This window comes from Streptomyces sp. Y309 (assembly GCF_056712025.1).
In genome coordinates this window covers 5,667,784-5,693,722 of sequence record NZ_CM160048.1, presented here as the reverse complement: position 1 = coordinate 5,693,722, position 25,939 = coordinate 5,667,784, and the positions used below count along the sequence as shown (strand labels likewise).

20 protein-coding genes and 1 pseudogene are annotated in these 25,939 nt (G+C 71.4%); 3 read left to right on the top strand and 18 right to left on the bottom strand.

Annotated features, from left to right (window positions below):
* Positions 1-18: 18 nt before the first annotated feature.
* A complete protein-coding gene (locus tag AC0KTA_RS23250; protein ID WP_164324471.1) occupies positions 19-579 on the bottom strand; it encodes a YqgE/AlgH family protein in 561 nt (186 codons plus the stop codon).
* A gap of 253 nt (positions 580-832) precedes the next feature.
* Here AC0KTA_RS23250 and murA point away from each other — a divergent pair, with 253 nt between their 5' ends.
* On the top strand, positions 833-2,176 hold the full coding sequence (murA, locus tag AC0KTA_RS23245; protein WP_481050153.1) for a UDP-N-acetylglucosamine 1-carboxyvinyltransferase: 1,344 nt from the start codon (positions 833-835) through the stop codon (positions 2,174-2,176).
* A gap of 58 nt (positions 2,177-2,234) precedes the next feature.
* Here the strand turns inward: murA and AC0KTA_RS23240 are convergent, their stop codons facing one another.
* From AC0KTA_RS23240 to AC0KTA_RS23215, 6 genes are all read right to left on the bottom strand, one after another.
* The gene (locus AC0KTA_RS23240; RefSeq protein WP_016645140.1) at positions 2,235-2,516 is read right to left on the bottom strand and encodes an HU family DNA-binding protein; all 282 of its coding nucleotides are present in this window, start codon (positions 2,514-2,516) and stop codon (positions 2,235-2,237) included.
* A 395-nt stretch (positions 2,517-2,911) separates the two neighbouring features.
* Positions 2,912-4,342: an NAD-dependent malic enzyme gene (locus AC0KTA_RS23235; protein ID WP_481050152.1), complete on the bottom strand. Its 1,431-nt coding sequence runs from the start codon at positions 4,340-4,342 to the stop codon at positions 2,912-2,914.
* A gap of 388 nt (positions 4,343-4,730) precedes the next feature.
* Complete coding sequence (locus tag AC0KTA_RS23230) at positions 4,731-7,229, bottom strand: HelD family protein (RefSeq protein WP_481050151.1); 2,499 nt, start codon at positions 7,227-7,229, stop codon at positions 4,731-4,733.
* A 111-nt stretch (positions 7,230-7,340) separates the two neighbouring features.
* Positions 7,341-8,363 carry an anti-sigma factor family protein gene (locus AC0KTA_RS23225; protein ID WP_481050150.1) on the bottom strand — a complete coding sequence of 341 codons (1,023 nt, stop codon included), beginning with the start codon at positions 8,361-8,363 and terminating at the stop codon, positions 7,341-7,343.
* The gene (locus tag AC0KTA_RS23220; protein WP_481050149.1) at positions 8,360-8,938 is read right to left on the bottom strand and encodes a sigma-70 family RNA polymerase sigma factor; all 579 of its coding nucleotides are present in this window, start codon (positions 8,936-8,938) and stop codon (positions 8,360-8,362) included. The genes AC0KTA_RS23225 and AC0KTA_RS23220 overlap by 4 nt, the downstream gene beginning before the upstream one ends.
* 195 nt (positions 8,939-9,133) lie before the next feature.
* Positions 9,134-9,766, bottom strand: a complete 633-nt coding sequence (locus AC0KTA_RS23215; RefSeq protein ID WP_481050148.1) for a CGNR zinc finger domain-containing protein — start codon at positions 9,764-9,766, stop codon at positions 9,134-9,136.
* Positions 9,767-10,019: 253 nt separating this feature from the next.
* Between AC0KTA_RS23215 and AC0KTA_RS23210 the strand changes: the two genes are divergently transcribed.
* Positions 10,020-10,532, top strand: a complete 513-nt coding sequence (locus tag AC0KTA_RS23210; protein ID WP_481056531.1) for an anthrone oxygenase family protein — start codon at positions 10,020-10,022, stop codon at positions 10,530-10,532.
* Here AC0KTA_RS23210 and AC0KTA_RS23205 read toward each other — a convergent pair.
* The 10 genes and pseudogenes from AC0KTA_RS23205 to AC0KTA_RS23160 form a co-directional block, all read right to left on the bottom strand.
* Positions 10,481-11,623 carry a uroporphyrinogen-III synthase gene (locus tag AC0KTA_RS23205; protein ID WP_481050147.1) on the bottom strand — a complete coding sequence of 381 codons (1,143 nt, stop codon included), beginning with the start codon at positions 11,621-11,623 and terminating at the stop codon, positions 10,481-10,483. The two genes, AC0KTA_RS23210 and AC0KTA_RS23205, sit on opposite strands and share 52 nt — an antisense overlap.
* Positions 11,624-11,756: 133 nt before the next feature.
* On the bottom strand, positions 11,757-13,184 hold the full coding sequence (locus tag AC0KTA_RS23200) for a nitrate/nitrite transporter (RefSeq protein ID WP_481050146.1): 1,428 nt from the start codon (positions 13,182-13,184) through the stop codon (positions 11,757-11,759).
* Positions 13,185-13,331: 147 nt separating this feature from the next.
* Entirely contained in the window at positions 13,332-14,252 is a 921-nt protein-coding gene (locus AC0KTA_RS23195; protein ID WP_481050145.1) for a hypothetical protein, read from the bottom strand.
* 157 nt (positions 14,253-14,409) lie between these two features.
* A pseudogene (locus AC0KTA_RS23190) lies at positions 14,410-14,811 on the bottom strand (hypothetical protein); the annotation flags it as partial.
* Between the two features lie 522 nt (positions 14,812-15,333).
* On the bottom strand, positions 15,334-16,380 hold the full coding sequence (locus AC0KTA_RS23185; RefSeq protein ID WP_481050144.1) for a hypothetical protein: 1,047 nt from the start codon (positions 16,378-16,380) through the stop codon (positions 15,334-15,336).
* Positions 16,368-17,021, bottom strand: a complete 654-nt coding sequence (locus AC0KTA_RS23180; RefSeq protein ID WP_481050143.1) for a hypothetical protein — start codon at positions 17,019-17,021, stop codon at positions 16,368-16,370. Before AC0KTA_RS23180 ends, AC0KTA_RS23185 begins: the two co-directional genes overlap by 13 nt.
* A 186-nt stretch (positions 17,022-17,207) precedes the next feature.
* Positions 17,208-18,488 (bottom strand): acyltransferase family protein, encoded by a 1,281-nt coding sequence (locus tag AC0KTA_RS23175; protein ID WP_481050142.1) that lies wholly within the window; start codon positions 18,486-18,488, stop codon positions 17,208-17,210.
* Positions 18,485-20,620 (bottom strand): bifunctional polysaccharide deacetylase/glycosyltransferase family 2 protein, encoded by a 2,136-nt coding sequence (locus tag AC0KTA_RS23170; protein ID WP_481056530.1) that lies wholly within the window; start codon positions 20,618-20,620, stop codon positions 18,485-18,487. Before AC0KTA_RS23170 ends, AC0KTA_RS23175 begins: the two co-directional genes overlap by 4 nt.
* Before the next feature lie 110 nt (positions 20,621-20,730).
* On the bottom strand, positions 20,731-21,762 hold the full coding sequence (locus AC0KTA_RS23165; RefSeq protein WP_481050141.1) for a translation initiation factor IF-2: 1,032 nt from the start codon (positions 21,760-21,762) through the stop codon (positions 20,731-20,733).
* A 159-nt stretch (positions 21,763-21,921) separates the two neighbouring features.
* The gene (locus tag AC0KTA_RS23160) at positions 21,922-22,941 is read right to left on the bottom strand and encodes a LysR family transcriptional regulator (protein WP_481056529.1); all 1,020 of its coding nucleotides are present in this window, start codon (positions 22,939-22,941) and stop codon (positions 21,922-21,924) included.
* A gap of 137 nt (positions 22,942-23,078) precedes the next feature.
* Here AC0KTA_RS23160 and AC0KTA_RS23155 point away from each other — a divergent pair, with 137 nt between their 5' ends.
* Positions 23,079-24,407 (top strand): MFS transporter, encoded by a 1,329-nt coding sequence (locus AC0KTA_RS23155; RefSeq protein ID WP_481050140.1) that lies wholly within the window; start codon positions 23,079-23,081, stop codon positions 24,405-24,407.
* Here the strand turns inward: AC0KTA_RS23155 and dacB are convergent.
* A complete protein-coding gene (dacB, locus tag AC0KTA_RS23150) occupies positions 24,331-25,932 on the bottom strand; it encodes a D-alanyl-D-alanine carboxypeptidase/D-alanyl-D-alanine endopeptidase (RefSeq protein ID WP_481050139.1) in 1,602 nt (533 codons plus the stop codon). The genes AC0KTA_RS23155 and dacB overlap by 77 nt on opposite strands.
* Positions 25,933-25,939 lie beyond the last annotated feature (7 nt).

The following is a 25,939-nucleotide window of genomic DNA, read 5'->3' as shown; positions in this document are numbered from 1 at the left end:
GGGCCGGGGGGGGGACCCTCAGTTCAGGGACGGGTCGTCCGGATACGTTGCCACCATCGCCAGTTCGCTGCGCTGGCGGCGCAGCACCGCCCGCCACAGCTGCTCCGGGTCCGGGGAGGACACATCGCCCGGCTCGGACTCGACCACGTACCAAGCGCCCTCGACCAGTTCGTCCTCCAACTGACCGGGACCCCACCCTGCGTACCCCGCGAAGATCCGCAGACTGCCGAGGGCGGAGGCGAGCAGCTCCGGTGGGGCCTCCAGGTCGACCAGACCGATCGCGCCGTGTACGCGGCGCCAGCCGAGGGGGCCCTCCTCGCCGGGGATGACCGCGACGCCGAGGGCCGAGTCCAGGGAGACCGGGCCGCCCTGGAAGACGACGCCGGGGGTGCCCGCGAGGTCGCCCCAGCCCTCCAGGATGTCCGCCACGTCCACCGGCGTCGGGCGGTTGAGCACCACACCGAGAGAGCCCTCCTCGTCGTGGTCGAGGAGCAGCACCACCGCGCGGTCGAAATTGGGGTCCGACAGGGCCGGCGTGGCCACGAGCAGCCGCCCTGTGAGCGAGGACACCTCGGTCATGCCAGACATGATCCCGCATCTTGGGCCCGCGCGGGGAGCCAATGGGGCGACGCGGGGGAACGCAGCTCAGAGGGTGCCGGGACGGCTGTGACGGCCTGGTGGCGCAGTGACCGTGAGCGTCCAATTCCGCACGGTTCGTGTTGTAGCGGACTCATGACGTGTTTGAGCCCGCCTTGGGCTTACTGAAGGGGGGTACGCGGCCATTACGCTTACCCTTTCGTCCCCCCGTCCACCTCATCGGAACGCGAGATTCATGACCGTCACCGACGATGTCCTGCTTGTCCACGGCGGAACCCCGCTGGAGGGCGAGATCCGTGTCCGCGGCGCGAAGAACCTCGTGCCCAAGGCCATGGTCGCCGCGCTGCTCGGAAGCGCTCCGAGCCGGCTGCGCAACGTCCCCGACATCCGCGACGTACGGGTCGTACGCGGCCTGCTGCAACTGCACGGTGTGACGGTCCGCCCCGGTGAGGAGCCGGGCGAGCTGCTGCTCGACCCCTCGCACGTGGAGAGCGCGAACGTCGCCGACATCGACGCGCACGCCGGCTCCTCGCGGATCCCGATCCTGTTCTGCGGCCCGCTCCTGCACCGCCTCGGGCACGCCTTCATCCCGGGCCTCGGCGGCTGCGACATCGGCGGCCGGCCCATCGACTTCCACTTCGAGGTGCTCCGCCAGTTCGGCGCGACCATCGAGAAGCGCGCCGACGGCCAATACCTGGAGGCCCCGCAGCGGCTGCGCGGCACCAAGATCACCCTGCCGTACCCGTCCGTGGGCGCCACCGAGCAGGTGCTGCTCACCGCGGTGCTCGCCGAGGGCGTGACGGAGCTCTCCAACGCCGCGGTGGAGCCGGAGATCGAGGACCTGATCTGCGTCCTGCAGAAAATGGGCGCGATCATCGCCATGGACACCGACCGGACGATCCGCATCACCGGTGTCGACAAGCTCGGCGGCTACACCCACGCGGCCCTGCCGGACCGCCTGGAGGCCGCCTCCTGGGCGTCCGCGGCGCTGGCGACCGAAGGCAACATCTACATCCGCGGCGCCCAGCAGCGCTCGATGATGACGTTCCTGAACACCTACCGGAAGGTGGGCGGTGCCTTCGAGATCGACGACGAGGGCATCCGCTTCTGGCACCCGGGCGGCCACCTCAAGTCCATCGCCCTGGAGACGGACGTCCATCCCGGTTTCCAGACCGACTGGCAGCAGCCCCTGGTCGTCGCCCTGACGCAGGCCACGGGCCTCTCCATCGTCCACGAGACGGTGTACGAGTCGCGCCTCGGCTTCACCTCCGCGCTCAATCAGATGGGCGCCCACATCCAGCTCTACCGCGAGTGCCTGGGCGGCTCCGACTGCCGCTTCGGCCAGCGCAACTTCCTGCACTCCGCGGTCGTGAGCGGCCCCACCAAGCTCCAGGGCGCCGATCTCGTCATCCCCGACCTGCGCGGCGGCTTCTCGTACCTGATCGCGGCCCTGACGGCCCAGGGCACGTCCCGCGTCCACGGCATCGACCTGATCAACCGCGGCTACGAGAACTTCATGGACAAGCTCGTGGAGCTCGGCGCAAAGGTCGAGCTGCCGGGCAAGGCAGCGCTGGCGTAGCGGCACGCAAAGAGGGCGGCCACCCAACGGGGTGGCCGCCCTCTTTCGCTGCTTAAGGCTACTTGCCCTTAGCCGCTTCCTTGAGCTTGGAGCCCGCCGAAACCTTGACGCTGTAGCCGGCCGGGATGTTGATCGGCTCGCCGGTCTGCGGGTTGCGGGCGGTGCGAGCGGCACGGTGGGTGCGCTCGAAGGTCAGGAAGCCGGGGATGGTGACCTTCTCGTCGCCCTTGGCAACGATCTCGCCGACGGTCTCGGCGAACGCGGCCAGCACGGCGTCGGCGTCCTTGCGGGTCACCTCGGCGCGGTCGGCCAGCGCGGCCACCAGCTCACTGCGGTTCATTTTGTACTCCCGTGTTCTTCTTGCTGTTGAGGCGTGCCTCGCGGCGGAGCCGCATATCGGGCACAGCGAAGCCGATGCTGCCAGGGTCCTGAGGCGGCCCCCGGACCCGGGTCCGTCGTCGGACCCTCGCGCCCAGAGACGCATCCTGCCCCCACCTGCGGCGGGAAAGCCAATCCGGCACCCCTGGGAGTCACACGAAAAGCGCCCTCTCGCGGCTGGGTGCCTCGAAATGGTGACGCTCCGTCCGCTCCCGGTGCCGGACCGCATGCCTGCCTGACCGGTGGGGCCGGCGCAGGCCCTGGCGGGGGCCGGTAAGGCCGCGCGGGCCCGAAGGCCCGCGCCCCGCCACCCTAGAGGGCCGTCACGGGCGCCACGTTCCGCGACGCGCCGTGCGGTCAGGCCGTGGCGCCTGTCACAGCCGCCCCCGCCGCCTTGGCGGCGCCGCGCACCGCTCCGGCGACCGCGCCCGCGACCTTGTCGTTGAAGACGCTGGGGATGATGTAGTTCGGGTTGAGCTCGTCCTCGGTGACCACGTCGGCCAGGGCGGTGGCCGCGGCCAGCATCATCTCCGTGTTGACCGTGCGCGACTGGGCGTCGAGCAGGCCGCGGAAGACGCCGGGGAACACCAGGACGTTGTTGATCTGGTTGGGGAAGTCCGAGCGCCCGGTGGCCACAACTGCCGCCGTCTGGCGGGCGATTGCGGGGTCCACCTCGGGGTCCGGGTTCGCGAGCGCGAACACGATGGCGTCGTCCGCCATGGCCGCCACATCGTCGCCGCCGAGCACGTTCGGGGCCGAGACGCCGATGAACACGTCGGCGCCGACGACGGCCTCCTTGAGGGTGCCGGTGACGCCCTCGGGGTTGGTGTTGTCGGCGATCCAGCGCAGCGGCGAGCCGGCCGCGGCGTCCACCAGGTCCTCGCGGCCCGCGTGCACGACGCCGTGGATGTCGGCGACGACGGCGTGCTTCACGCCCGCCGCGATGAGCAGCTTGAGGATGGCCGTGCCGGCCGCTCCGGCGCCCGACATGACGACGCGCACGTCCCCGATTCTCTTGCCCACCACGCGAAGTGCGTTGGTCAGGGCGGCGAGCACGACGATCGCGGTGCCGTGCTGGTCGTCGTGGAAGACGGGGATGTCGAGGGCCTCGCGCAGCCGGGCCTCGATCTCGAAGCAGCGCGGCGCGGAGATGTCCTCCAGGTTGATGCCCGCGAAGCCCGGGGCGATGGCCTTGACGATCTCGACGATGGCGTCGGTGTCCTGGGTGTCCAGGCAGATCGGCCAGGCGTCGATGTCGGCGAAGCGCTTGAAGAGGGCCGCCTTGCCCTCCATGACCGGCATGGCGGCCATCGGGCCGATGTTGCCGAGGCCGAGAACGGCCGATCCGTCCGTTACGACCGCAACGGTGTTGCGCTTGATGGTCAGGCGCCGGGCGTCCTCGGGGTTCTCGGCGATCGCCATGCAGACGCGGGCCACACCCGGCGTGTAGACCATGGAGAGGTCGTCGCGGTTGCGGATGGGGTGCTTCGACTGCATCTCGATCTTGCCGCCGAGGTGCATCAGGAACGTACGGTCGGAGACCTTGCCGAGGGTGACGCCCTCGATGCCGCGCAGTTCCTCGACGATCTCGTCGGCGTGCGCGGTGGAGGTGGCCGCGATCGTGACGTCGATGCGCAGCTTCTCGTGGCCGGACGCCGTGACGTCGAGGCCGGTGACCGAGCCGCCGGAGGACTCTACGGCCGTGGTGAGCTGGGAGACCGCGGTTCCGCTCGCGGGCACCTCCAGCCTGACCGTCATCGAGTAGGAGACGCTGGGCGCCGTTGCCATGGCGGACTTCCTCTGCTTTCACCTTGTAGCTGTTGCCGTCCGATCGTCGCACCTACCACTGAGTACGCGGTAGCCGCATCGGATTGCGGACGTTTTGTTCACGGGCCTGTCGCCGCTCTTTCGGAAAACGACTTCCACCATACGAGAAGTTGAAGCGAACAGAAAGAGGTCCGCGCCACTTGGTGACGCGGACCTCTTCGGTACTTCTGACGTTTCGGTACTGCTGATGTTTCCGTACTTCTGATGCTGAGTGACACCGACCCGCCATGCTCGCCTCGCGGCAAGTGGTCGCTCGTAGCGACGAAGGTTGGGCCCGGGGGCTTGGATCGGGCCGGTGCCACATCAACGGTAACAAACGATCCCCGTAAGGCAATTCCCGTAGCGGGCGTCAATCCCGGAGCAGGTCGGGCACCCCGTCCGTGTCCGGCTCGTCGCGTTCGCCCGAAAGGACGGTGAGCTGCTGCGTGGCGCGCGTCAGCGCCACGTACAGGACGCGCAGGCCCGCCGGGGACTCGTCGGCGATCTCGGCGGGCGAGACGACGAGGGTCGCGTCGTACTCCAGGCCCTTGGCCTCCAGGCTGCCGAGCGCGACGACGCGCTCCCCGAGCCCGGCGAGCCAGCGGGCCGCCTGCTCGCGGCGGTTCATGGCCACGACGACGCCGACGGTGCCCTCGACCCGCTCCAGCAGGCGGGCCGCCTCCTCGCACACGGACCGGCCGAGTTCCCGTTCGCGTACGACGGCGAAGCGGGGCTCGATGCCGGTCGAGCGGACCGCCGACGGGGACTCCGAGCCGGGCATCGCGAGGGCCAGGACCTTCGCGGCGAGGTCGGCGATCTCGGCGGGATTGCGGTAGTTGACGGTGAGGGTGAAGCGGCGGCGCGGGCGGCTGCCGAGGGCCTCGTCGCGGGCCGCGGCCGCCTCGTCCGGGTCGGACCACGAGGACTGTGCCGGGTCGCCGACGACCGTCCAGGTGGCGTGCCGGCCGCGGCGGCCGACCATGCGCCACTGCATGGGCGTCAGGTCCTGCGCCTCGTCGACGATGACGTGCGCGTACTCGGTACGTTCCGCCGCGAGGCGTTCGGCGCGCTCGCGCTGGGACTCCTCGCGCTGCGGCATCAGCTCGTCCAGGCCCGTCAGCAGGTCGAGCGGGTCCAGGTCCCGCTTCTTGCGGGGGCGGTGCGGGGTGCCGAGGATCGCCTGGAGTTCGTCGAGCAGCGCCACGTCGTGCACGGACAGGGCGTCGCGTCTGAGGGAGCGGGCGACCTTGCGGACCTCGCCCGGGTTCAGGATGCGGCGGGACCAGCGGTTCAGGCTGCGTTCGTCGCTCATCGCGGAGAGGACTGCGCGGGGGGTGAGTTCGGGCCACCAGGCGTCGAGGAAGGCGAGGAAGTCGTCCTCGGAGGTGATGTCGTCGTCGAAGGACGAGCGGAGTTCGGCGGCGAGTTCGGGGTCGTCGTGTCTTCCGGCTGCGCCGGACTGCTGCCAGAGGGCGTCCAGGAGGAGCTTTCTCGCTCGGGGGCGTAGCAGGTTCACCGGGGCTGTGCCGCTTAGTGCCGTCTGGCGGATACGGGACAGTTGGGCGCTGTCGAGTTCCAGGCGGCGGCCGAAGGCCACCACCCTGAGGTGGGTGGGGGTGCCTTGTTTCGCCTCGCCTTCGGCTTCGGGCTCTTCCTCGCCGAAGGCCAGTTGGTGCGTGCTCGCCGTTGGCGAGTGCGGGTCGGCTGTGCCCACCCGTGCCGCCCCAGCGGCACGACTGCCCACAGCCGTCGCGGCATTCTGTTCCGTGCCGCGGGCCGTCCCAGCGGCATCGCTGCCCACAGCGGAGGCGGAAGCGGAAGCGGCACCGCCGCCCGCAGCAGGGGCGGCGGCCTGCTGTTCCAGGGCGCCCCTCGCCGCCCTCCGCAGCACCTTCAGCATCCTCGATGAACCCTTGACACGAGCCACGGCCGGGGTGTCGTAGATCGTGGCCTCTGTGCCGTCCACCAGGGAGCCGACTGCGCGGATCGCTACCTGGCCCTCCTCGCCCAGGGACGGCAGGACGCCCTCTGTGTAGGCGACCAGGAGTGGGGTCGGGGAGACGATGAGGATGCCGCCCGCGTAGCGGCGACGGTCCTGGTAGAGGAGGTACGCCGCGCGGTGCAGGGCGACGGCGGTCTTGCCGGTGCCGGGGCCGCCCTCCACGTACGTCACCGACGCGGCGGGCGCGCGGATCACCAGGTCCTGCTCGGCCTGGATCGAGGCGACGATGTCCCGCATGGAGTGGCTGCGGGCCTGCCCGAGCGCGGCCATCAGGGCGCCGTCGCCGACGACGGGCAGCTCCTCGCCGTCCAGGAACGCCGTCAGCTCCGGGCGCATCAGGTCGTCCTCGACGCCGAGGACCTTGCGGCCCTTGGAGCGGATGACGCGGCGGCGCACGACCCGGCCGGGGTCGACCGGGGTCGAGCGGTAGAAGGGCGCGGCGGCGGGCGCGCGCCAGTCGATGACCAGCGGTGAGTAGTCCGCGTCCAGGACGCCGATGCGGCCGATGTGCAGGGTCTCGGCGATGTCGGCGTAGGAGCCGGTCTCCTCGGTGCGCACCGCGCCCTCGGCCGGCTCGACCGCGGTGTACGCGCCGTCCGGGCCCTTCTTGCCGTCCTTGCCGGGCAGCAGGTCGATACGGCCGAAGAGGAAGTCCTCGAACTCGTTGTTGAGGCGGTTGAGATGCACGCCCGCGCGGAAGACCTGCGCGTCGCGCTCCGCGAGCGCGCCCGGCGTGCCGACCTGGGAGCGCTTGGCCGCGTCGTTCATCAGGAACTCGGCCTCGTGGATCTTCTCTTCGAGGCGGCGGTAGACCTGGTCGAGGTGTTCCTGTTCGACGCTGATCTCGCGCTCGCGTACGTCGGCCACCGGGGCCCCTTTCCTGACGTGCTGCTGCCCGTATTGAGCAGCCGTCCACCGTACGCGAAAGGGACCCCGCTTGTGCAGTCGCCGGGCAGCGGCAGGTCGCCGGAGGACCGGTCAGGCGTCGACCTCCACCAGGCGCTCGCCGCCGGAGGTGCGCACCTCGAAGTGGTCGATGTCGTTGCGGTCGAACGCGGCGCCGCCGTGCACGTACAGCGGGTACTGGGCCTGCTGGTGCGGGCTGTCCTTGATGCCGTAGCCCCACTTGGGCACGGACCAGGTCGTGACGGTCTCCTTCTTTCCGTCCTTGCCGACCGCGATCAGGGAGCACTTCAGCGGGCCCTTGACGTTCTTCAGCTCCAGGACGGTGTGGGTGCCCCAGGCCTTCTTCTCCGTGCCGACCGTGGCGGTGACCTTGGTCTTGGGGTCGGTGGCAGCGATCTTGTCGTCCATGTGGTTGAAGAAGGCGTCCTCGGCGGGGGATGTGGGGTGCGGGTCGCCCGCCACGTCCTTCGTGCCGCCGCCGTCGTCGTCGGTCACCGCGAGGACCGTGAGCGGGCCGCCGATGATGAGCGCGGCCGCCGCCGCGACCAGGTACATCCCGCGCCTGCGCCGCTGCGCCCGCTTGGCCGCGACCTCGTCCACGAGCCGGTCCGCGAGACGCGGGCTCGGCCGGGCGGCGAGCTGTGCGCCGATCTCCGGTACGCCGCGCCGACCGCCGCGCGCGGCGGGGATGCCGCCGGGTGCCGCGCCGCCGAAGCCGGGGCCGCTCCCGCTCCGCCCCTCGCCCGAGCCGGGCAGCCCGGCGCCGGGGAGGTCCGCGAGCGCGGCCAGCATCGGCTCCATGCCGGAGAGCTCCTCCAACTGCCGGGCACAGAAGTCACAGCCCGCCAGGTGCGCCTCGAAGGCCGTGGCCTCCGCGTCGTCGAGGATGCCGAGCGCGTAGGCACCCACGGTCTCGTGCACATCGCCGGGACCGGAGCCGGAGCCGAAGCCCGAGCCGGGACCGGGTCCGGCGCCCATTCCGCCCGTTCCGCCGTCGTAGCCGTATCCGGAGCCGGGGCCCCACGGGTCCTGCCCGTGGCCGGGTGCGCCGTGGCCGGGTGCGCCATGGGCGCCTGCGTCGTACGGCGTACTCATGCCGTCACCCCCCGCTCCTCCAGCGCAAGCTTCATCGAGCGCAGCGCGTAGAAGACCCGCGAGCGCACCGTCCCGCTGGGTATACCCAGTGTCTGTGCCGCCTCATTGACCGTACGCCCTTTGAAATAGGTCTCGACAAGTACCTCTCGGTGCGCGGGAGTCAGGTCCTCCAGCGCGTCCGAGAGCGTCATCAGCCACAGCGCCTTATCGATCTCGTCCTCCGCGGGGATGACCTCCAGCGGCGACGGGTCGACCTCCTGCGGCCGGGCCTGCCGGCTGCGGTGGCCGTCGATGACGATGCGGCGCGCGACCGTCACCAGCCAGGGGCGTACCGAACCGGTGGCTCGGTTGAGCTGACCGGCGTTCTTCCAGGCACGGATGAGCGTTTCCTGTACGACATCTTCGGCGCGCTGCCGGTCGCCCGCCACCAGCCGGAGCACATAGGCCAGAAGCGGACCCGCGTGCTCGCGGTAGAGGGCGCGCATGAGTTCCTCGTCCGGCTCCGGGGCCGGAACCGGCGTCAGTCGATGTCGTCGGTGCGGGCGTTCATCGGCCACGGCGGAATCCTTGCGCACGTCTGCCTCCGCTGTCCGCTGTTCGTCTCGGCTTGCCCATGTCGGCCGCGCTCTCCGCCTGTTCGGCTCGGTCGGCCCTGTCGGCTGGTCACCTTGGACGTACGGACGGAACGGCGCGCGCGTTCAAGGAGCGGCCGAAGTTTTCCGGACGGGGGTTCAGAGTCGGCCCCGCGTGCGGCGCGCGAACGTTCCTGCTCAGGCCCGGGCGAGCGCCGCCCGGCGCCGGTGCCGGGCCACTCGTTCCCGGTTGCCGCACACCTCGCTGGAGCACCAGCGGCGGCGGCGCCCGCGCGAGGTGTCGAGGTACACGATCGGGCAGCTGTCGCCCTCGCACTGGCGCAGCAGGGAGCGCGCCACCGGGTCGGTGAGCAGTTCCACGGCGTCCCGGGCGACGACGGCGAGCAGGGCCGGGCGGCCGGGGGCGCCGTGCAGGGCGCGGGTCAGGCTGCCGTCGGCGTGCCGCACGGCGAGCGGGGCGGGCGGGGCCGCGGCGGCGAGGGCGTTGACGCGGGCGAGGGCGGCGTCGGCGGGCCGGCCCGCGAGTTCGGCGCGGACGAGTTGGGCGATGTGGCCGCGCAGTTCGCGGAAGGCGGCGAGCCAGGCCGCGTCGGCCCCCGGCAGCGGTGTGCCGGGCGGGACCAGGCCCGCGCCGACGAGCCAGTCGTGCAGCCGCCGCACGCCGTCGAGGCGCTCCACGGGGTGGGTGGTCGCGACCAGGTCGAGGCAGGGCCGGCCGGCGTCGAAGCGGAGTTCGTGGAACGCGGAGTGGTACGCAGCGGGGGCCCCGGAATGGGCAGCCTTGGCTGCCTTGGTCGCACCCAACACCATGCGCCTTTCACCGCCCTTGGGGTGTGCCGGTGAGTGCCGTACCCCTACAGTGCCCGCCCGGGGGCGGCATCGGAACCCCTGCCACCACCGGGTCCCGCGCCGGTGCCGCACAGACGCCCGCGTATGCGGTCGCGCTTCTCGGCCATGGCCCGCCCCCGCGCCGCGCGGTTGACTCGATGCCATGAGTCGAAACGTGGCGACAGTACGCAAAAGCCGCGGCGCCGGTCTTGTTCTGGGCGCTGCCACCCTGGCCATGGGCCTGATCGCCGGTGCCTTCTACATCTTCGCGTGCGGCGTGATGCCGGGCCTCGCGCGCAGTTCGGACCGTGCGTACATCGAGGCCATGCAGGACATCAACGAGGCGTTCGAGAACGCGGTGTTCTTCGCGAGCTTCTTCGGCGCGCTGCTGCTCACGGCCGTCGCGGCCTGGCTGCTGCGGCGCGGCCCGGTGCGCTGGTGGGTGCTCGCGGCGCTGCTCGCGTACTTCGCCACGTTCGCCCTCACCGTCACGGTGAACGTGCCCCTGAACGAGGAGCTGGCGGACGCGGGCGATCCCGCGCGGATCGCCGACCCGGGCGCGGTGCGGGCGGACTTCGAGGACGTGTGGGTGGCGTGGAACGTGGTGCGGGCTGTCTTGAGCACGCTCGCCCTCGGGTTCCTCGCGCGGGCCCTTGTGCTGTTCGGCCGGGAGCGCGGGGACGCCGCGGGTGCGGCTCAGTCGGCGGCGTACTTGGACCCGGCCGCCGGGTCGAGGGCGAGCCGGTAGCCCCGCTTGACGACGGTCTGGATGAGCTTCGGCGTGCCCAGTGCCGTACGCAGCCGGGCCATCGCCGTCTCGACGGCGTGCTCGTCGCGGCCCGCGCCCGGCAGCGCACGCAGCAGTTCGGCGCGCGCGACAACCCAGCCGGGCCGCCGGATCAGGGCCCGCAGCAGCGCCATCCCGGCGGGCGGCACGGCCCGCAGCTCGCCGTCGACGAGCACCGCGTGCCCGCGGACCTCCACCCGGTGCCCGGCGATCGGCAGCGCCCTGGCCCGCGCGGGCAGCTCCTGGCACAGCAGCTGTACGAGGGGGCCGAGCCGGAAGCGTTCGGGCTGCACGGTGTCCAGGCCGCGGGACTGCAGCGGCAGCGCGGTGACCGGGCCGACGCAGGCGGGCAGCACGTCGTGGCTCAGCGCCGCGGTGACCTCGGCCGTCATGCCCCGCTCCGCGGCGCGGGCGAACAGCGAGGCGGCGGCGGGCGCGGAGGTGAAGGTGAGGGCGTCGACGCCGCGGCTCACGACGGCGTCGAGGAGCCGGTCGACGGGGGTGAGGTCGGTCGGCGGCAGCCACCGATAGACGGGCACGAGGACGACGTCCGCGCCGCCCGCCCGCAGCGACTCGACGAAGCCGGGCAGCGGCTCCCCGTGCAGTTGCAGGGCGATGCGGCGCCCGTCGACGCCTTCCGCGAGCAGCCGGTCGAGCACCTCGGCCATGGACTCCGACGACGGCGACCAGTGCTCGGTGAGCCCGGCGGCGCGCACCGCGCCCTTCACCTTCGGCCCGCGGGCGAGCAGCTCGACCCCGCGCAGCCGCCCGAGCAGCGCCTCGCCGTACCCCCACCCGTCGGCGGCCTCGATCCAGCCGCGGAACCCGATGGCGGTGGTGGCGATGACCACGTCCGGGGCGAGGCTGATCAGCTCCTTGGTGGCGGCGAGGAGCTCGCTGTCGTCCGCGAGCGGCACGATGCGCAGCGCGGGGGCGTGCAGGACGGTGGCGCCGCGCCGCTGGAGCAGCGCGCCGAGCTCGTCGGCGCGGCGGGCGGCGGTGACGCCGACGGTGAACCCGGAGAGGGGTCCGTGCTGCTGGCTGGCGTTCATGGCTCTCGTCCCACTCAGGCTCGTTCCATGGGGTGTCCGGTCGACCGAGCCTGCCAACGGCCGGTGACGGTCCCGGATCACCGGGATGTCCTCCGTGTTACGTCCCCTCGCGGCGCACGTGACCTGCGCCTCGTCACACCTCCGCGTACATGGGCCGCGGCTCGTCGGCCGTGTCGGGCGCGGACGGGGTGCGATCGGCGGCCGGGCGGCGAAGGTATACGGCCCAGGTGACGGCGAAGCACGCGGCGTAGCAGAGGAGGAAGGCGACGAACGCGCCGGTGCCGGAGCCCGCCGTCTGGAAGGACTGCCGGAAGGCGAGGTTGATCCCGAGCCCGCCCAGCGCGCCGACCGCCCCGATGAGCCCCATCGAGGCCCCCGAGAGCCGCCGCCCATAGGCCGCGGCCTCCTCCCCCACAAGCCCCTGCCGCACGGCCTTGGCCTGAAAGATCCCCGGGATCATCTTGTACGTGGACCCGTTGCCGAGCCCGCTCAGCACGAAGAGGACCACGAAGGCGCCGGTGAACAGCGCGAGCGACTCCCGCATGGACGCGATCACGACCACGCCCGTCGCCGCCGCCATCCCGACGAAGTTCCACAGCGTGATGCGGGCCCCGCCGTACCGGTCGGCGAGCCGCCCGCCCACGGGCCGGATCAGCGAGCCGAGCAGCGGCCCGAGGAAGGTGATCTGCGCGGCCTCGAGGGGCGTACGCCCGAACTGCGTCTGGAGTACGAGCCCGAAGGCGAAGCTGTACCCGATGAACGACCCGAACGTCCCCACGTACAGGAAAGCCATGATCCACGTGTGCGGATCCCGCACGGCCTGCTTCGCCGCGCCGGCGTCGTTCTTCACGGACGCGATGTTGTCCATGAACAACGCGGCGCAGACCGCGGACACGACGATCAGCGGGATGTAGATCCCGAGCAGCACGCGCGGCCCGCCGCTGGCCCCGATGACGGCGAGCGCCACGAGCTGCACGACGGGTACGCCGATGTTCCCGCCCCCGGCGTTGAGCCCGAGCGCCCACCCTTTCTTCCGCAACGGGAAGAAGGAGTTGATGTTGGTCATGGAGGAGGCGAAGTTGCCGCCGCCGACGCCCGTGAGCAGGGCACACACCATGAAGGTGGTGTAGGACGTCCCCGGCTCCATGACGACGAACGCCGCGACCGTGGGCAGCAGGAGCAGCGAGGCGGCGACGATCGTCCAGTTCCGCCCGCCGAAGCGGGCGACGGCGAAGGTGTACGGGACGCGGACGACGGCACCCACCAGCGTCGCCATCGACACCAGGAAGAACTTCCCGGCGGCGTCGATCCCGTACTCGGGCCCCATGAACAGCACCATGACCGACCACAGGGTCCAGACGGAGAACCCGATGTGCTCCGACAGAATCGAGAAGGCGAGATTCCGCCGGGCGACGCGTTCCCCTTCACGCTCCCAGAACGCGTCGTCCTCGGGATCCCACCGATGGATCCACGACGACTCACGCGTCTGCGGGTTCGTCTGCGGGTTCGTCTGCGGGCCCTTCTGCGGGCTCGTCCCTGTGCCTGCGTCCTCGGTTTTCATCCCTACGCCTCCCCGGCAAGCGGCTGATGATCCCGAAGGTAGGGATGGCGCGTTTCAGCCCTGTGCCGGTGGGTGACCGGCGGGGAACTTTGGGCTCACGGTGGGGTGGGGCGGGAGGTGAGGCTCTCCCGCCCGGGCGCGGCTGTCTCAGATGCCCCCGGCCCACTTGAGGGTGTCGGAGCCGCCCTTGTCCCAATCCATCACGACGGAGTCGCCGGAGCGGGACAGGTCGGCGCCGACGTACTTCTCGTTCGTGCCGCTGCCGCACTTGAGCGCGAGCCGGAACTCGCCGCCCGCGCGGTCCTGCCCGAGGCCGGTGCACATGCCGGTGCCACCGGGGTCGAGGTACGAGACGATGTGCTTGCCCGCGGCCTGACCGGTGGTCTGCTTGTCGGCGATGGTGAGCGTCTTCAGGCTCTCGTTCTGCCACTGCCCCTTGAACCCGGTGGCGGGGGCGGGGCCCTTGCTGCTGTCGCCGCCGGGGTCTTCGGTGCTGGGTTCGGCGGAGGGTATGGAGGGGGTCTCTTCCCCGGGGTCGCCGATGCCACCGGTGTCCCCGGCGTCCTCGGACGGTTCGCCGCCCGGCGTCACCTCGGCCGACGCGCTCTTGTCGGCCTGCGGCTTCTTGTCGTCGTCCTTGTCCTTGTCGTCTCCGCTGACAAGGAACAAGACGCCACCCCCGATGACGAGGACGGCGGCGACGGCCGCACCGATGAGAACGGCACGCTTCTTCGGGTCGGTGCCGGGCGGCGGGGGCGGCGGGTAGGCGCCGAACTGGGGCTGGCCGTAAGGGGGTTGGCCGTACGGAGCCTGGCCGTACGGGGCCTGAGGCTGACCGTGACCGTAGGGATCCGGCCCACCGCCCTGGGCGGGCTGGCCGTAGGCCGGTGGCGGGGCGCCGTGCGGGGCCGGGGGCTGCTGCGGGTAGCCGTAGCCGGGCTGCGGCGGGGCGGCGGGCGGCTGACCGGGGTACGGCGGCTGCGACTGGTTCGGCTCGTACGGCCCGTTCGGCTGGTGCTGCGGGGCACCGAATCCGTCCTGCGGCGGCTGGCCTGGAGGCTGCGTCATAGCGTGCGAGCCTAATCGCCGAGGCGCCGACCGTCGCACCCGTAAACCGAACGACCGCGTCACACCGGGGGCAGGGCACGGGAGCGGGGCGCTCCCGGACCCGCTCACTCAGCCGGGGCGGCCGTTCACCCGCGCACGCCTACTGCTTCAACGATTGGATGTTCCAGGTGACGGTGGCCTTCAGGGGGTACGACCCGTCGCGGGACGAGCGCAGGTACTTCACGCCGCAGGGCGGGGTCCGCTTGGACTTGCCCTTGGCGTAGGGCTCGCCGATGCGGCCGTCTTCGCCGAGGGGGCACACGACGGAGACCGGGTAGGTCCGGGCGTCCTTGGTTCCCGGATCGATCTTCAGGGAGACGGGCTCGGCGGTGGTCGTGGCCTGGATGCCGAGCACGGGCACGAACGCCGTCACGGACACCGGCTTGAACTCCGCGGCGTCCAGCCACGTCCAGGTCGGCAGGTTGACCTTGGTCTCGCCCTCCGGCGCCATGGAGACCTTCGTGCCCGGCACGCGGATCTCGGCGTACGCGAGGTGGGCGAGCATTTCCGGGGTCGACGCCATCGCCACGGCCCCGACGGCCGGCCAATGCTTGCGGCTCACTCCTGGCATGCTGCACTCCCCCGTTCGGATGTGGTCTGCTCAGTGATCCAGACACCCTGCTTGTCGCGGTGCAGTCGACTGCTGTAGATGACGAAGTCGTCCTTCGACGGCTGCGCGGAGCCCTTGTTGGTCTTCCCCGTCTTCAGGTTCTTGTTGAACGCCTTGCCCTGGTCTTCGCAGTAGACGATGGACGCCTTGGTCCGCCGCTTCGCCCTCGGAGTAGAAGCGGTACGCCTTGTGGGCCGGGTCCTGCTCGGCGATGGCCATGTCGACGGCCTTGAGGTACTGCTCGGTGTCGGACAGGACGGCGTCCCGCCCCCTCGATCTTCTCGTCGCTCCGGGACCCACCGTCATCACCACCACCGCAGGCGGACAGTCAACTCCCGTTACAGGAGCGGTCAATGACGACACTGACGACACCACGGACGCCACAAGCCGGTGACTGAGGCGGGGATTGCCCGCCCCCGTCACCCATCACGTTCACCGGTTGATGGACTGGATCTCCTTGACCACGACGTCCTGGTCGGCGCCGAATTCGCCCTTCGGGAGATCGGCACCTTCACCGGTGCTGCTCGTCCACGAGACCTCCCACGTGACCGTGGCGTTGAGCTTGTACGAGCCGTCACCGGAGGAGCGCAGGTACTTCACGCCGCACGGCGGGGTCTTCTTGGACTTGCCCTTGGCCCAGGGCTCACCGATGCGGCCGTCGACGATGGCGCATTCACCGGAGGCCGGGTAGGTGGTGGCGTCCTTCGTTCCCGGATTGATCTTCAGGGAGACGGGCTTGGCGGTCGTCCTGGCCCACATGTTGGTATCGGGCAGGCTCGCCGTCACCGAAACTTCCTTGAACTTGGCCTTGTCGAGCCAGACCCAGGTCGGCAGATTGACCTTGGTCTCGCCCTCCGGCGCCATCGTGATCTCGGTTTCGGGGATGGGGAGTTCGTCGTACGCGTACTCCGCCAAAATCTTCGGATTGACCGCGAGAGGCTCTTCCGGGGTGTCATTGTCGTCGACCCAGAACGGCGGCCTGTCACACTTCATCGCCTCCGGATCGTCCTTGCGATTCGGGTTGACGACCTTGGTCCAGAACATCCCCTTGCCCTGCTTGTCAAGGTTGTAGTCCTTGTAGGGGTGACCGTCCTTGTAATAGGAATCGAAGAAGTCGCCCAGGATTTCACCGATGCCCTCCATGAACGGAACGCCGTCGCCGAAGGAGCGCAGCCCCTTGACCGTCTTCTCGATCTCCTTGGGCGAGAACGCGGGTTCGTACCAGCACGCCGGCGGCGTCCAGTTGCCGTCGGCCGAGGAGAGCTTTCCGGTCTTGGCAGTACGCGAATCACCGTTGACGCTGGTTCGGATGCTCGTTTCGACGGTGATGGTCTTGCCTTGCCTGGTGCCCTTGGCGCTGCCCCGGCTCCCGCCCGGAGTCTTGTCGCCCGCGTAGGCGAGCGTGGAAGCCGCCCCGGTTGCCAGCACGAGGCCGGCAATCGTCAAGGTACGCAGGATCCCGCGGTTCACGGCTGGCACTTCTTCGCCCCCTCCTCGGAAGTCACCATGGTTGCCTGCCACACGCCCTTGGAGTTCTTCTCCATACGTGTGTTGTACGAGATGTAGTCGTCCGAGTCTCCGGGCGTCTTCTTGACCACTCCGGTCTTGCGGTTCTTGCTGTACGACTTCGTCTCGTCGCCGCAGTACGTGACCGCCGCGGCGCCGTCCTTGAGGAACGTGACCGCGTGGTCGTAATAGCGCGTCTCGCCCGTCCACGTCGTACCCGCGTCGTAGAAGGACTGGATGTACGTGGCGGCGCTGGCGAGCGCATCGCCCTTCGAATAGAACTCGAGCGCCGGGTGCTTCTTGGCCTTGACCGTGATCGCCTCGTCGACGGAATTGATCACCCGCTGGTTGTCCGCGAGTACCGCGTCCTTCTTGGGATCGCCCGTCTCGAGTCCCTCAAAGACGTTCTTCACGCCCTTGGGCAGCTTGATCTCCGGCCGCTCGATCTTGTCCTCGGAAGCCGACGGCGACGGCTTCTCGCTGGCCGTGGACCCGGCGCCCTCGATCTTGTCGTCGCCCTTGGAATCGCCGTCTCCGCCACCGCAGGCGGAGAGCGACAGGGCCGCGGCAGTGGTCAGCGCGGCCACCGCGAGCAAGGCAGGTCGGCGGTTCACAGTCAGCTCCCGATGGGACGTGGGTTCAGTGGGTTCACTTGAGTGAACCCACGCTATCCACGGGCAAAGCGCGATGCGAGAGTGAGGTATCCCCAGCTCGGGGACAGATGTGGGCATACCGAAGCCCTGTACGGGACGTTGTTGCCTAACAGTCGCACAACGCCCCGTGATGATTACCGCTTTGTGTCAGTCGGAGACGTTGCGCTTCGCACTCCGCGCGCTACACCCGGCGCCCTGCCGGGACGGCCACAGTCGCGGCCCCCGCCCCGCCGCCAGATCCTCGATCCACCCCACCGTGAGGACCATCAGTGCGATGAGTGGCCAGACCAGCACGGTCATCCACATCATGTACGTCGCGTCGAGCGCGGCCGCCCCTGCCCCGTCCAGGAACGGGAAGTCGTAGGCCTGGTCGATGAGGGGGACCGTGGCCATGATGAGGAGGTTGTGCCAGAGGTAGATCGTCACGGCCCTGTTGTTGGACAGGGTCACCAGCCTGTCCCACTTCGCGAGGCGGCCGGGGAGCTCCCGCCACGACGGGGCGTAGACGAGCAGGATCACGACGAATCCGAGCGACCACGTCGCCTGGGCCAGGGGGATGTCGTTCAGGTCCCAGCCGTCCGGGCCGAGGTGGCCGGACGCCCACCACAGGCCGAAGGCCATGAGCAGGGTGGACAGGGAGACCGCCAGGTAGCGCGGGACGCGTGCCAGCGCGCCCTCCTGGTGTGCGAAGCCCAGGATCCAGCAGCCTCCGTACACCGCGAAGTCCGTGACCGCGTTGCCCGTTTCGCCGGGGATCCGGACGATCCCCGTGGTGATGACGGCGGTCAGCGCGAGCGGCGCGAGCAGCGTCGCCCGCGGTGCGCGGCGGAACGCCCACAGCAGCAGCGGGGACGCGATCACGAACCACAGGTACGCGCGGATGTACCACAGCGGGCCCGCCGCCTGCGCGGGCCAGGTGTCCTCCAGGAGGCCCGCCTCGCCCCCTATGTGCCAGGGGAACGGTGGGGCGCCGAGCGGGAAGACGTAGTTGGTGAGGCTCAGCAGGCCCCATGTGCCGCCGTGGTCGGGGTCATCGCCCGGGTTCCAGCCGCCGGCGAACAACAGGAACAGGGCCGCCGCGCTGAACACCCACAGAGGTGGCAGGAGGCGGCGGACACGGCCCCTGATCACCGACCAGGACGGGCGGCGGCCCAGGGACCGCGCCATCAGCGAGCCCGCCAGCGCGAACATCACGCCCATGGACGGGAAGAGGATCGTCAGCCAGGCCCAGCCGAAGAGGTGGTAGACCACGACCCGGACCAGGGCGAGGGTGCGCAGCAGGTCCAGGTAGCGGTCACGGGCGCCGGGCTTCGCGGACGGCGCGGGTTCAGCGGACTGTGCGGGTTCAGCGGACGGCTGGGGTTCAGTAGACGGTGCGGGTTCACTGGGGCGTACGGCCTCTTCCGGGACAGGCGTCGGATACGTCATGCCACAGGGCTCCCTTCCACGCCGGCGCCCACCCGCTGCCGCGGGGACGGGGACGACGGACCCGGCGCCCCGACCGCCCCGGTGCGCCGCAGCTTCTGCCACCGCAACCGGCCCCCGGTCAGCGCGGTGATCCAGGACTGCAGCAGCACCACGTACATCAACTGCCGGTAGAGGATCTGCTGGAGGGGCAGCGAGACGAGGTGCGTCATCGGCTCGCGGTCCAGCCGGAAGGCGTACGCCGCGCACACCGCCTGGACGGCGAGCACGCCGAGCCACGCGGCGACGGTCTTCTGGGTGGGGCCGAAGACGAGGCCGTAGAAGAGGAAGACGTCGATGAGGGGCGCGAGCAGCGGGGCCAGGACCATGAACAGGGACACCAGGGGCAGGCCCACGCGGCCGAAGCGGCCCGACGGGCCGCGCTCGATCACCGCGCGCCGGTGCTTCCAGATGGCCTGCATGGTGCCGTACGACCAGCGGTAGCGCTGGGACCACAGTTGCCGCACCGTCTCCGGGGCCTCGGTCCACGCGCGCGCCCGCTCGGCGTACACGACCCGCCAGCCGTCGCGGTGCAGCGCCATCGTGATGTCGGTGTCCTCGGCGAGGGTGTCGTCGCTCATTCCGCCGACGCGCTCCAGGGCGGTGCGGCGGAAGGCGCCCACGGCGCCGGGGATGGTCGGCATGCAGCGCAGCACGTCGTACATCCGGCGGTCGAGGTTGAAGCCCATCACGTACTCGATGTGCTGCCAGGCGCCGATGAGGGAGTCCCTGTTGCCCACCTTCGCGTTGCCCGCGACGGCGCCCACGCGCGGGTCGGCGAACGGCCGCACCAGCTCGCGCACGGTCGACGCCTCGAAGACCGTGTCGCCGTCCATCATCACGACCAGGTCGTAACGGGCGTTCGCCAGGCCTCTGTTGAGGGCGGCGGGCTTGCCGGCGTTGTGCTGTCGTACGACGCGTACGTTCGGCAGGGCGAGGTCCTCGGCGATGCGGGCCGTGCCGTCCGTGGAGCCGTCGTCGATGACGATCACCTCGATGGGGTGGTCGCTCGCCATCAGGGAGCGGACGGTGCTCTCGATGCACTTCGCCTCGTTGTAGGCGGGCACCAGGACGGAGACGGGTTCGGCCACCTCGGCGGAGCCCCAGCCGAAGCCCCGCCCCCGGACCCTGCGGGCGTGCACCGCAGACAGCAGGAGCATCAGGCCGAAGCGGGCCATCACCAGGATGCCGATCACCGCCAGGCCGACCACGAGGGCGTCCGTGATGTGCTCCGCGGCGCCGATCAGGAAGACCCAGGCCCTGCCCTTCCACAGCTCGACACCCTGCACGCGCGCGTGCGCGCTGGGTGCGTCCAGGGCCTCGGTGAGGTTGGTGAACTCGTAGCCCCGGTCCTTGAGTTGGGGCAGGAGGCGGTCGAGTGCGGCGACGGTCTGGGAGCGGTCGCCGCCCGAGTCGTGCAGCAGGACGATGGCACCCTTGCCACCGACGGGCGTGGCGCGGCGGATGATCTCGGCGGCGCCCGGCCGCTTCCAGTCCTCGCTGTCGGTGTCGTTCACGACCGTGAGGTAGCCGCGGCTGCCGATGTACCGCGTGACCGGCCACGACTTGTTGTCCATGGCGTCGGCGAACGACGAGTACGGCGGCCGGAACAGGGAGGTGCGGATGCCCGCCGCGCCCGCGAGCGCGAGCTGGTTCTGCGACAGCTCCCGGTCGATGCGGTCCTTCGACTGGTACGACAGGTCCGGGTGGTTGAAGGTGTGCAGGCCGATCTCGTGGCCCTCGTCGACGATGCGCCGGACCAGGCCGGGGTGGCGCGAGGCCATGGTGCCGGTGACGAAGAAGACGCCGTGCGCGTCGTGTTCGGCGAGCACGTCGAGGACCTTCGGGGTCCACTGCGGGTCGGGCCCGTCGTCGAAGGTGAGCACCAGGTGGTGGTCGGGGACGCGCATGGACGCCGGGCGTCCGCCGCGCGTGTCGATGACCGGGCCGCCCCGGAGGACCTCCTTCGGCACCTGGTCGGTGGCCGCGGGCGGGCGCACGCGGTGGTCGGCGAGGATCTCGCTGTGTACGTAGCCGCGGAGCATCAGCATCGCGAGCAGCGCCACGAGGAGGAGCGAGGGCAGCAGGTAGCGCATGGGGAGGCGGCGGCGCGCGGCGGCGCCCTTCGTTCGCCGGCCGTGGGCATGGCCGGTCCGGGCGCGGTCGGCACCTTCTGGGCGTGAACCGCGCGTGGTGGAGCGGGAGTTCATGCGCGACCGACCTCCGTGGCCCGGCGGTCGGACGCGGACCGCGTGTCGACGGCGGGGGTAGTGGCGGAGGCGGAGGAAGGGGAGGCCGGAGAGCCTGGAGACGAGGCCGTGTTGTCGGCGGCGGTGTCGCCGCCCTCGTCCGCCCCGGCGCCGCCGGCCTCGCCGCCGCCCGGCTTGCCGCCGCCGCCCGCTTCGCCGCCACCGGTGTCCGGCGTCTGCGTGGGCGGGCCGGCGGGCGGGTCGGACTCGCCGGTCGGGCCCGGATCCGGGCCGGGGTCAGGGTCGGGCCCGGGACCAGGGCGGGCGGGGTCGTCGCCAGGGTCCGCGCCGGGCCGGTCGCCGCCGCCCGTCGGGCGGGACCCGGGCCCGTCGCCGCCCCGCGTGGGGCCGGGCCCGGAAGAACCACCGGGCCCGTCGGCCGCGTCCCCAGTCCCTGAAGCCCCTGAAGTCCCCGAAGTCCCCGACGGGTTGGCGCCACCCGGCTCGTCGCCCGACTCGTCGGCCGGCTCGACTGTCGCACCCCCGCCGGACCGGGAGGCCCCGGGCCTCGCTGTCGCCCCGGACGAGGACGGCGACGTGGGCGAGACCACCGGCTCCGCGGAGACGTCCGGGGTGTCGACCTTGCTCGCGGGCTGCTCGTCCTTGGGGTCGGGCACCGGCAGCCAGGGCGCGCTGGAGTTGCCCGAGACGAGCGTGGCCACGATGACCACCGCGTACACCGCGCAGAGGAGGCCGACGACCCCGCCGATCCGGCGATATCTCCTGCTGCGGCGCCCCGTCTCGTCGACGAACACCGGCCTGTCGGCCAGATCTTGGGTGTCCGGAATTCCCTGCTGACGGCGGGTGACGTCAGCCCAATCACCGGACTCGCCCGCCAAGTGCCGCCCCAGACCGTCGACCTGGACCGTGACCTCATTCGGGTCGTGCGCCGACGCGGGCAGACCGCCCGCGTGCCCCGGCAGTGTGCCGTCCGGCCCCGAAAGACCCGGCGTATCCCCTGGTAGATCGTCTTCTCGCCACTTCTCCATGCGTACGCGAACCCCCCACGTGAGCCTGAATCGGGGCGCGTACGACTCCCCGGGCACTCGCCGTCCGGACCGGGCCCCCACCCGATCCGAGCGCCCCCCTTACCACACCGCGCCCAGAAGCCGAACGTAGCGCACACCACTGACAACCGTGGGTTCAAGTCAGTCCTGACTCATCATGATGAGTGCATCCGTGTCCGGAATCCACGCGTCCACCGGTCGGGTCAACCACCCTTCGGCGGCCGCGAGTTCGGCTGCGGCACGGCGCAGGGCGTCGAGCCCGGGGTGGCGGAGGCCGCGGCGCCACACCAGCGACACCGGGGACAGCGGTACGGGGTCGACGAGCGGCCGCAGCACGGCGCCCGGCAACTCGGGGAAGCCGACGACGGCGAGGACGGGGTTACGGTGCTTCGCCATGATCCGCGCGAACTCCTCGGGGCCGACGGCGAGCGGCGCGGGCGGCGCGACCTCGATGCCGCGGCCTTCGAAGAGGCGGCGGGCGAGGTCGGTCCACTCCGGAGTGCGCTCGTTGCCCGCGCCCGCGTAGACGCTCTCGCCCGCGAGCCTGCCGAGCGGCACCTCGTCGAGTTCCGCCAGCGGGTGGCCGGTCGGCAGCAGCACCGCCATCGGCTCGTATCGCACGGGCTGCTGGGCGAGGCCCGCGCGCACGGCCGCGGGCAGGCCCGCGTACCGGCCGAAGGACGCGTGCAGGCGCCCGGCCGCGATCTCGGCGGCGGCGCCGGTCAGGCCGCTCTCGAAGCGGGCCATCAGCTCGCACTGCGGGGCCAGTCGCCGGGCCCGGTCCAGGATCCGGCCGAAGACCAGGCCCGGGCTGTTGAGGTCGACGAGCAGCGGGCGGGCGGCGGCCGCCGTGCTCCCGCGCGCGAAGGCGGCCGCCAGCTCGTCGTGCGCCGCGAGGACGCGCCGCGCGTACGGAAGGAGACGCTCGCCGTCGGCGGTCAGCGTCACCTGCCGCGTCGACCGCGCGAACAGGCCGACGCCCAGCTCCCGTTCGAGCCGCCGCACGTCACGGCTCAGGGCCTGCTGGGCGACGTACAGCCGGGCGGCGGCGCGGGTGAAGTGCAGTTCCTCGGCGACGGCGAGGAAGGAGCGCAGGAGGCGGGGGTCCACGTCGCGGGGTACGCGAGGTGACGGAGGGGGCGGCACCTCGGACGGCCCCATGTGCGGCCCCACGGTCGGCCCCGTGTGTGGCCCGACGTACGACGGTTCGGTCATCCGGTGAACTTACAACCCAGGTGCGTGAATCGGCACCCAGTAGGTGTTGGACCGCCCCGGGCCCGAGCCATGAGCCTGAAGACATGCCCCAAGCCCCCGCCGACCCAGCCGCCCCGCCCACCAGCGATCCCGCACGCACCTGCACCCGCACCCGCACCCGCACCCGCACCCGCACCCGCAACCCCTACGCCCGCCTCTTCGCGATACCCGGAGCCACCGCCTTCACCGTCGGCAACCTCATCGCCCGGCTGCCCATGGGCATGTTCAGCGTCAGCGCGGTGATCATGATCGCCGGGGCCCGCGACTCGTACGCGCTCGCGGGCGCCGTCACCGCCACCGGGCTCGCCGCGACCGCCTTCGTGGCGCCCTGGACGGCCCGTCTGGTCGACCGGCACGGGCAGGCGCGCGTCGCCGTGCCCGCCACGGTCCTGGCGGTGCTCGGCTCGCTGTCGCTGCTGCTGTGCGTCCGCTTCGGGGCGCCGGACTGGACCCTGTTCGCCTCGTACGCCGCCACCGCCACCACCCCGAACACCGGCGGCATGTCGCGGGCCCGCTGGTCGCACCTGCTGCGGGGGCGGCCGGACGCGCTGCACACCGCGAACTCCTTCGAGCAGGCGGCGGACGAGCTGTGCTTCATGCTCGGCCCGGTGCTCGCGGCGTTCCTGTGCGGGGCCCTGTTCCCACAGGCGGGCACCCTCGTGGGCGCCGTCCTGCTGCTGACCGGGGTCCTGCTCTTCGCCGCCCAGCGCGCGACCGAACCCCCGCCCCGGCGGCGTACGAGCGGCTCCCCGAAGGCGAAATCGCCCCTCCGCGCGCGCGGGATGCCCGCTCTGCTGGTCGTCTTCCTCGCGACCGGCGCCGTCTTCGGTTCGCTGGAGGTCGCGACCCTCGCGTTCGCGGACGCACAGGGGCACAAGGCGGCCGGGGGCGTGATCCTCGCGCTGCAGGCCGCTGGTTCGTGCGCGGCGGGCCTCGTCTACGGAGCCCTGCGGCCGAGCGGCCCACTGGACCGCCGCCACGTGTGGTGCGGGGCGGCGATGGCGGCCCTGATGACGCTGCCGCTGCTCGCCGTGGCGACGACCGGCTCGCTGGTGGTCCTCGCCGGTGCGCTGCTCATCGCCGGGATGGCGACCGCCCCGACGATGGTCACCGGCATGACGCTGGTGCAGCGGTATGCCCCCGAGGGGCAGTTGAACGAGGCCATGACCCTCGCCGTGACCGGGCTCCTCGGGGGCATCGCGTGCGGCGCGGCGGGCGGCGGCTGGGCGGTGGAGCACCTGGGCTCCACCGCCGGCTACACCGTCCCCGTGGCCGCCGCCCTGTGCGCGCTGCTGCTCAGCACCGCGCGGGCTTGCGCCACGAGCACTCGAGCTCGCCGCCCTGCCCGGTCCCGCGCTCCGCGCGAGGCCTGACGAGCACGGCCTTGTCCTCGTCGGACTTCGCGAGCGTGATGACGATCGCGTCCTCCAGTGCCTTCACCGAGGCGGGCAGGTAGTTGTTGAGGACGATGCTGAAGACCAGTTCGCGGCCGCCCGCGTCGGTCACGTACCCCGACAGGGCGGACGCCCCGGTCAGCGTCCCGGTCTTCGCGTGCACGTTGAGCGCCGCCGGCGTCCCGCACATCCGCGAGCGCAACGTACCGCCGTCGAACTTGTCCGGGTCGCACGCGACCGGCAGCGAGCGGTACCAGTCGGCGAACCAGGGCTCGCCCTTCGCCGACCGCAACAGCTTGATGAACTGGTCGGCGGCGACGTTGTTCTTGCGCGAGAGCCCGGAGCCGTCGACGTGGCGCAGCTTGCCCGGGTCGACACCGGCCGTCTTCAGATAGCCGCCGATCGCCGTGATGCCGTCGCCCCAACTCCCGGGCCGCCCGGTCGCCTTGTGCCCCATGGCCTTCGTCAGGGACTCCGCGTGCATGTTGTTGGACAGCTTCATGAACGGGATCAGCAGGTCCCTGAGCGTCATGGAGGCGTGCGAGGCCAGTTCGCGCGCCCCCTTGGGGGTCGGAATCCCGGCCCTGGTGGGCCCGCCGACCTTCACCCCGTGGGCGGCGAGCGCGTCCCGGAAGATCGCGGCGGCGTACCGGGTCGGCTCCCAGACGGTGATCCACTCCTTGGTGGTGCTGCCGCCGACGGGAACGTCGCCGCTGACGGTGATGGTGTTCTTGCCGTGCTGCCGCTCGACGGCGATGGTGTCCGCGCCGCCCGCGGCGACCGTCCTGGCCCGCAGATCGATGTCTACGTAGTCGGTCTTCGGGGTCACGGTGACCTTCGGTTTGTCCCCGGCGGCGGCTCCCGGCGCGACCTCGACGACGACCGTCCCGGTGTCGTAGTCCGTGTCGGGCGCGACGCTCAGCGCGGAGATCTGCGCGGCGTAGTACGAGGACTCGTCGTCGGCACCCCAGGTGTCGCCCTGGCGCCGGTCGTCGAAGCGGGTGTCGTCGGCGACGAGCCGCCCCGAGACCCGCTTGATGCCCGCGTCGGCGACCTGTTCGGCAAGCCGGTCGTAGTCCTTGGCGAGCGTCGTCGGGTCGCCGGTGCCGCGCAGATACAGGTCGCCCTTGAGCACGGGCCCGTGCCGGTCGCCGTGGGCGAGGACGTCGGTGGTGAAGCGGTGGTCCGGGCCGAGCAGCTCCAGGGCCGCGGCCGAGGTCAGCATCTTGGTGTTGGAGGCGGGCATGAGGCGCCCGCCGGCCAGGTGCTGGTAGAGGGTCTCGCCGGTCTCGGCGTCGGCGACCACGACGCTCGCGGCACCGCCCTCCATCCGGGGGTCGCCGAGGATGGTGTCGATGGCTTCGGGCAGCCCGCTCCGGTCGGAGTCCGCCCCGGCCGGGGCACTGAGGGAGCCGAAAGAGAGGGTGGCCACGGCGAGGCCGAGCACGGCGGGCCAGATCCAGTGGCGCATACGGTGGTTGACGCGTCTCACGGGTCTACTCATGACCCTG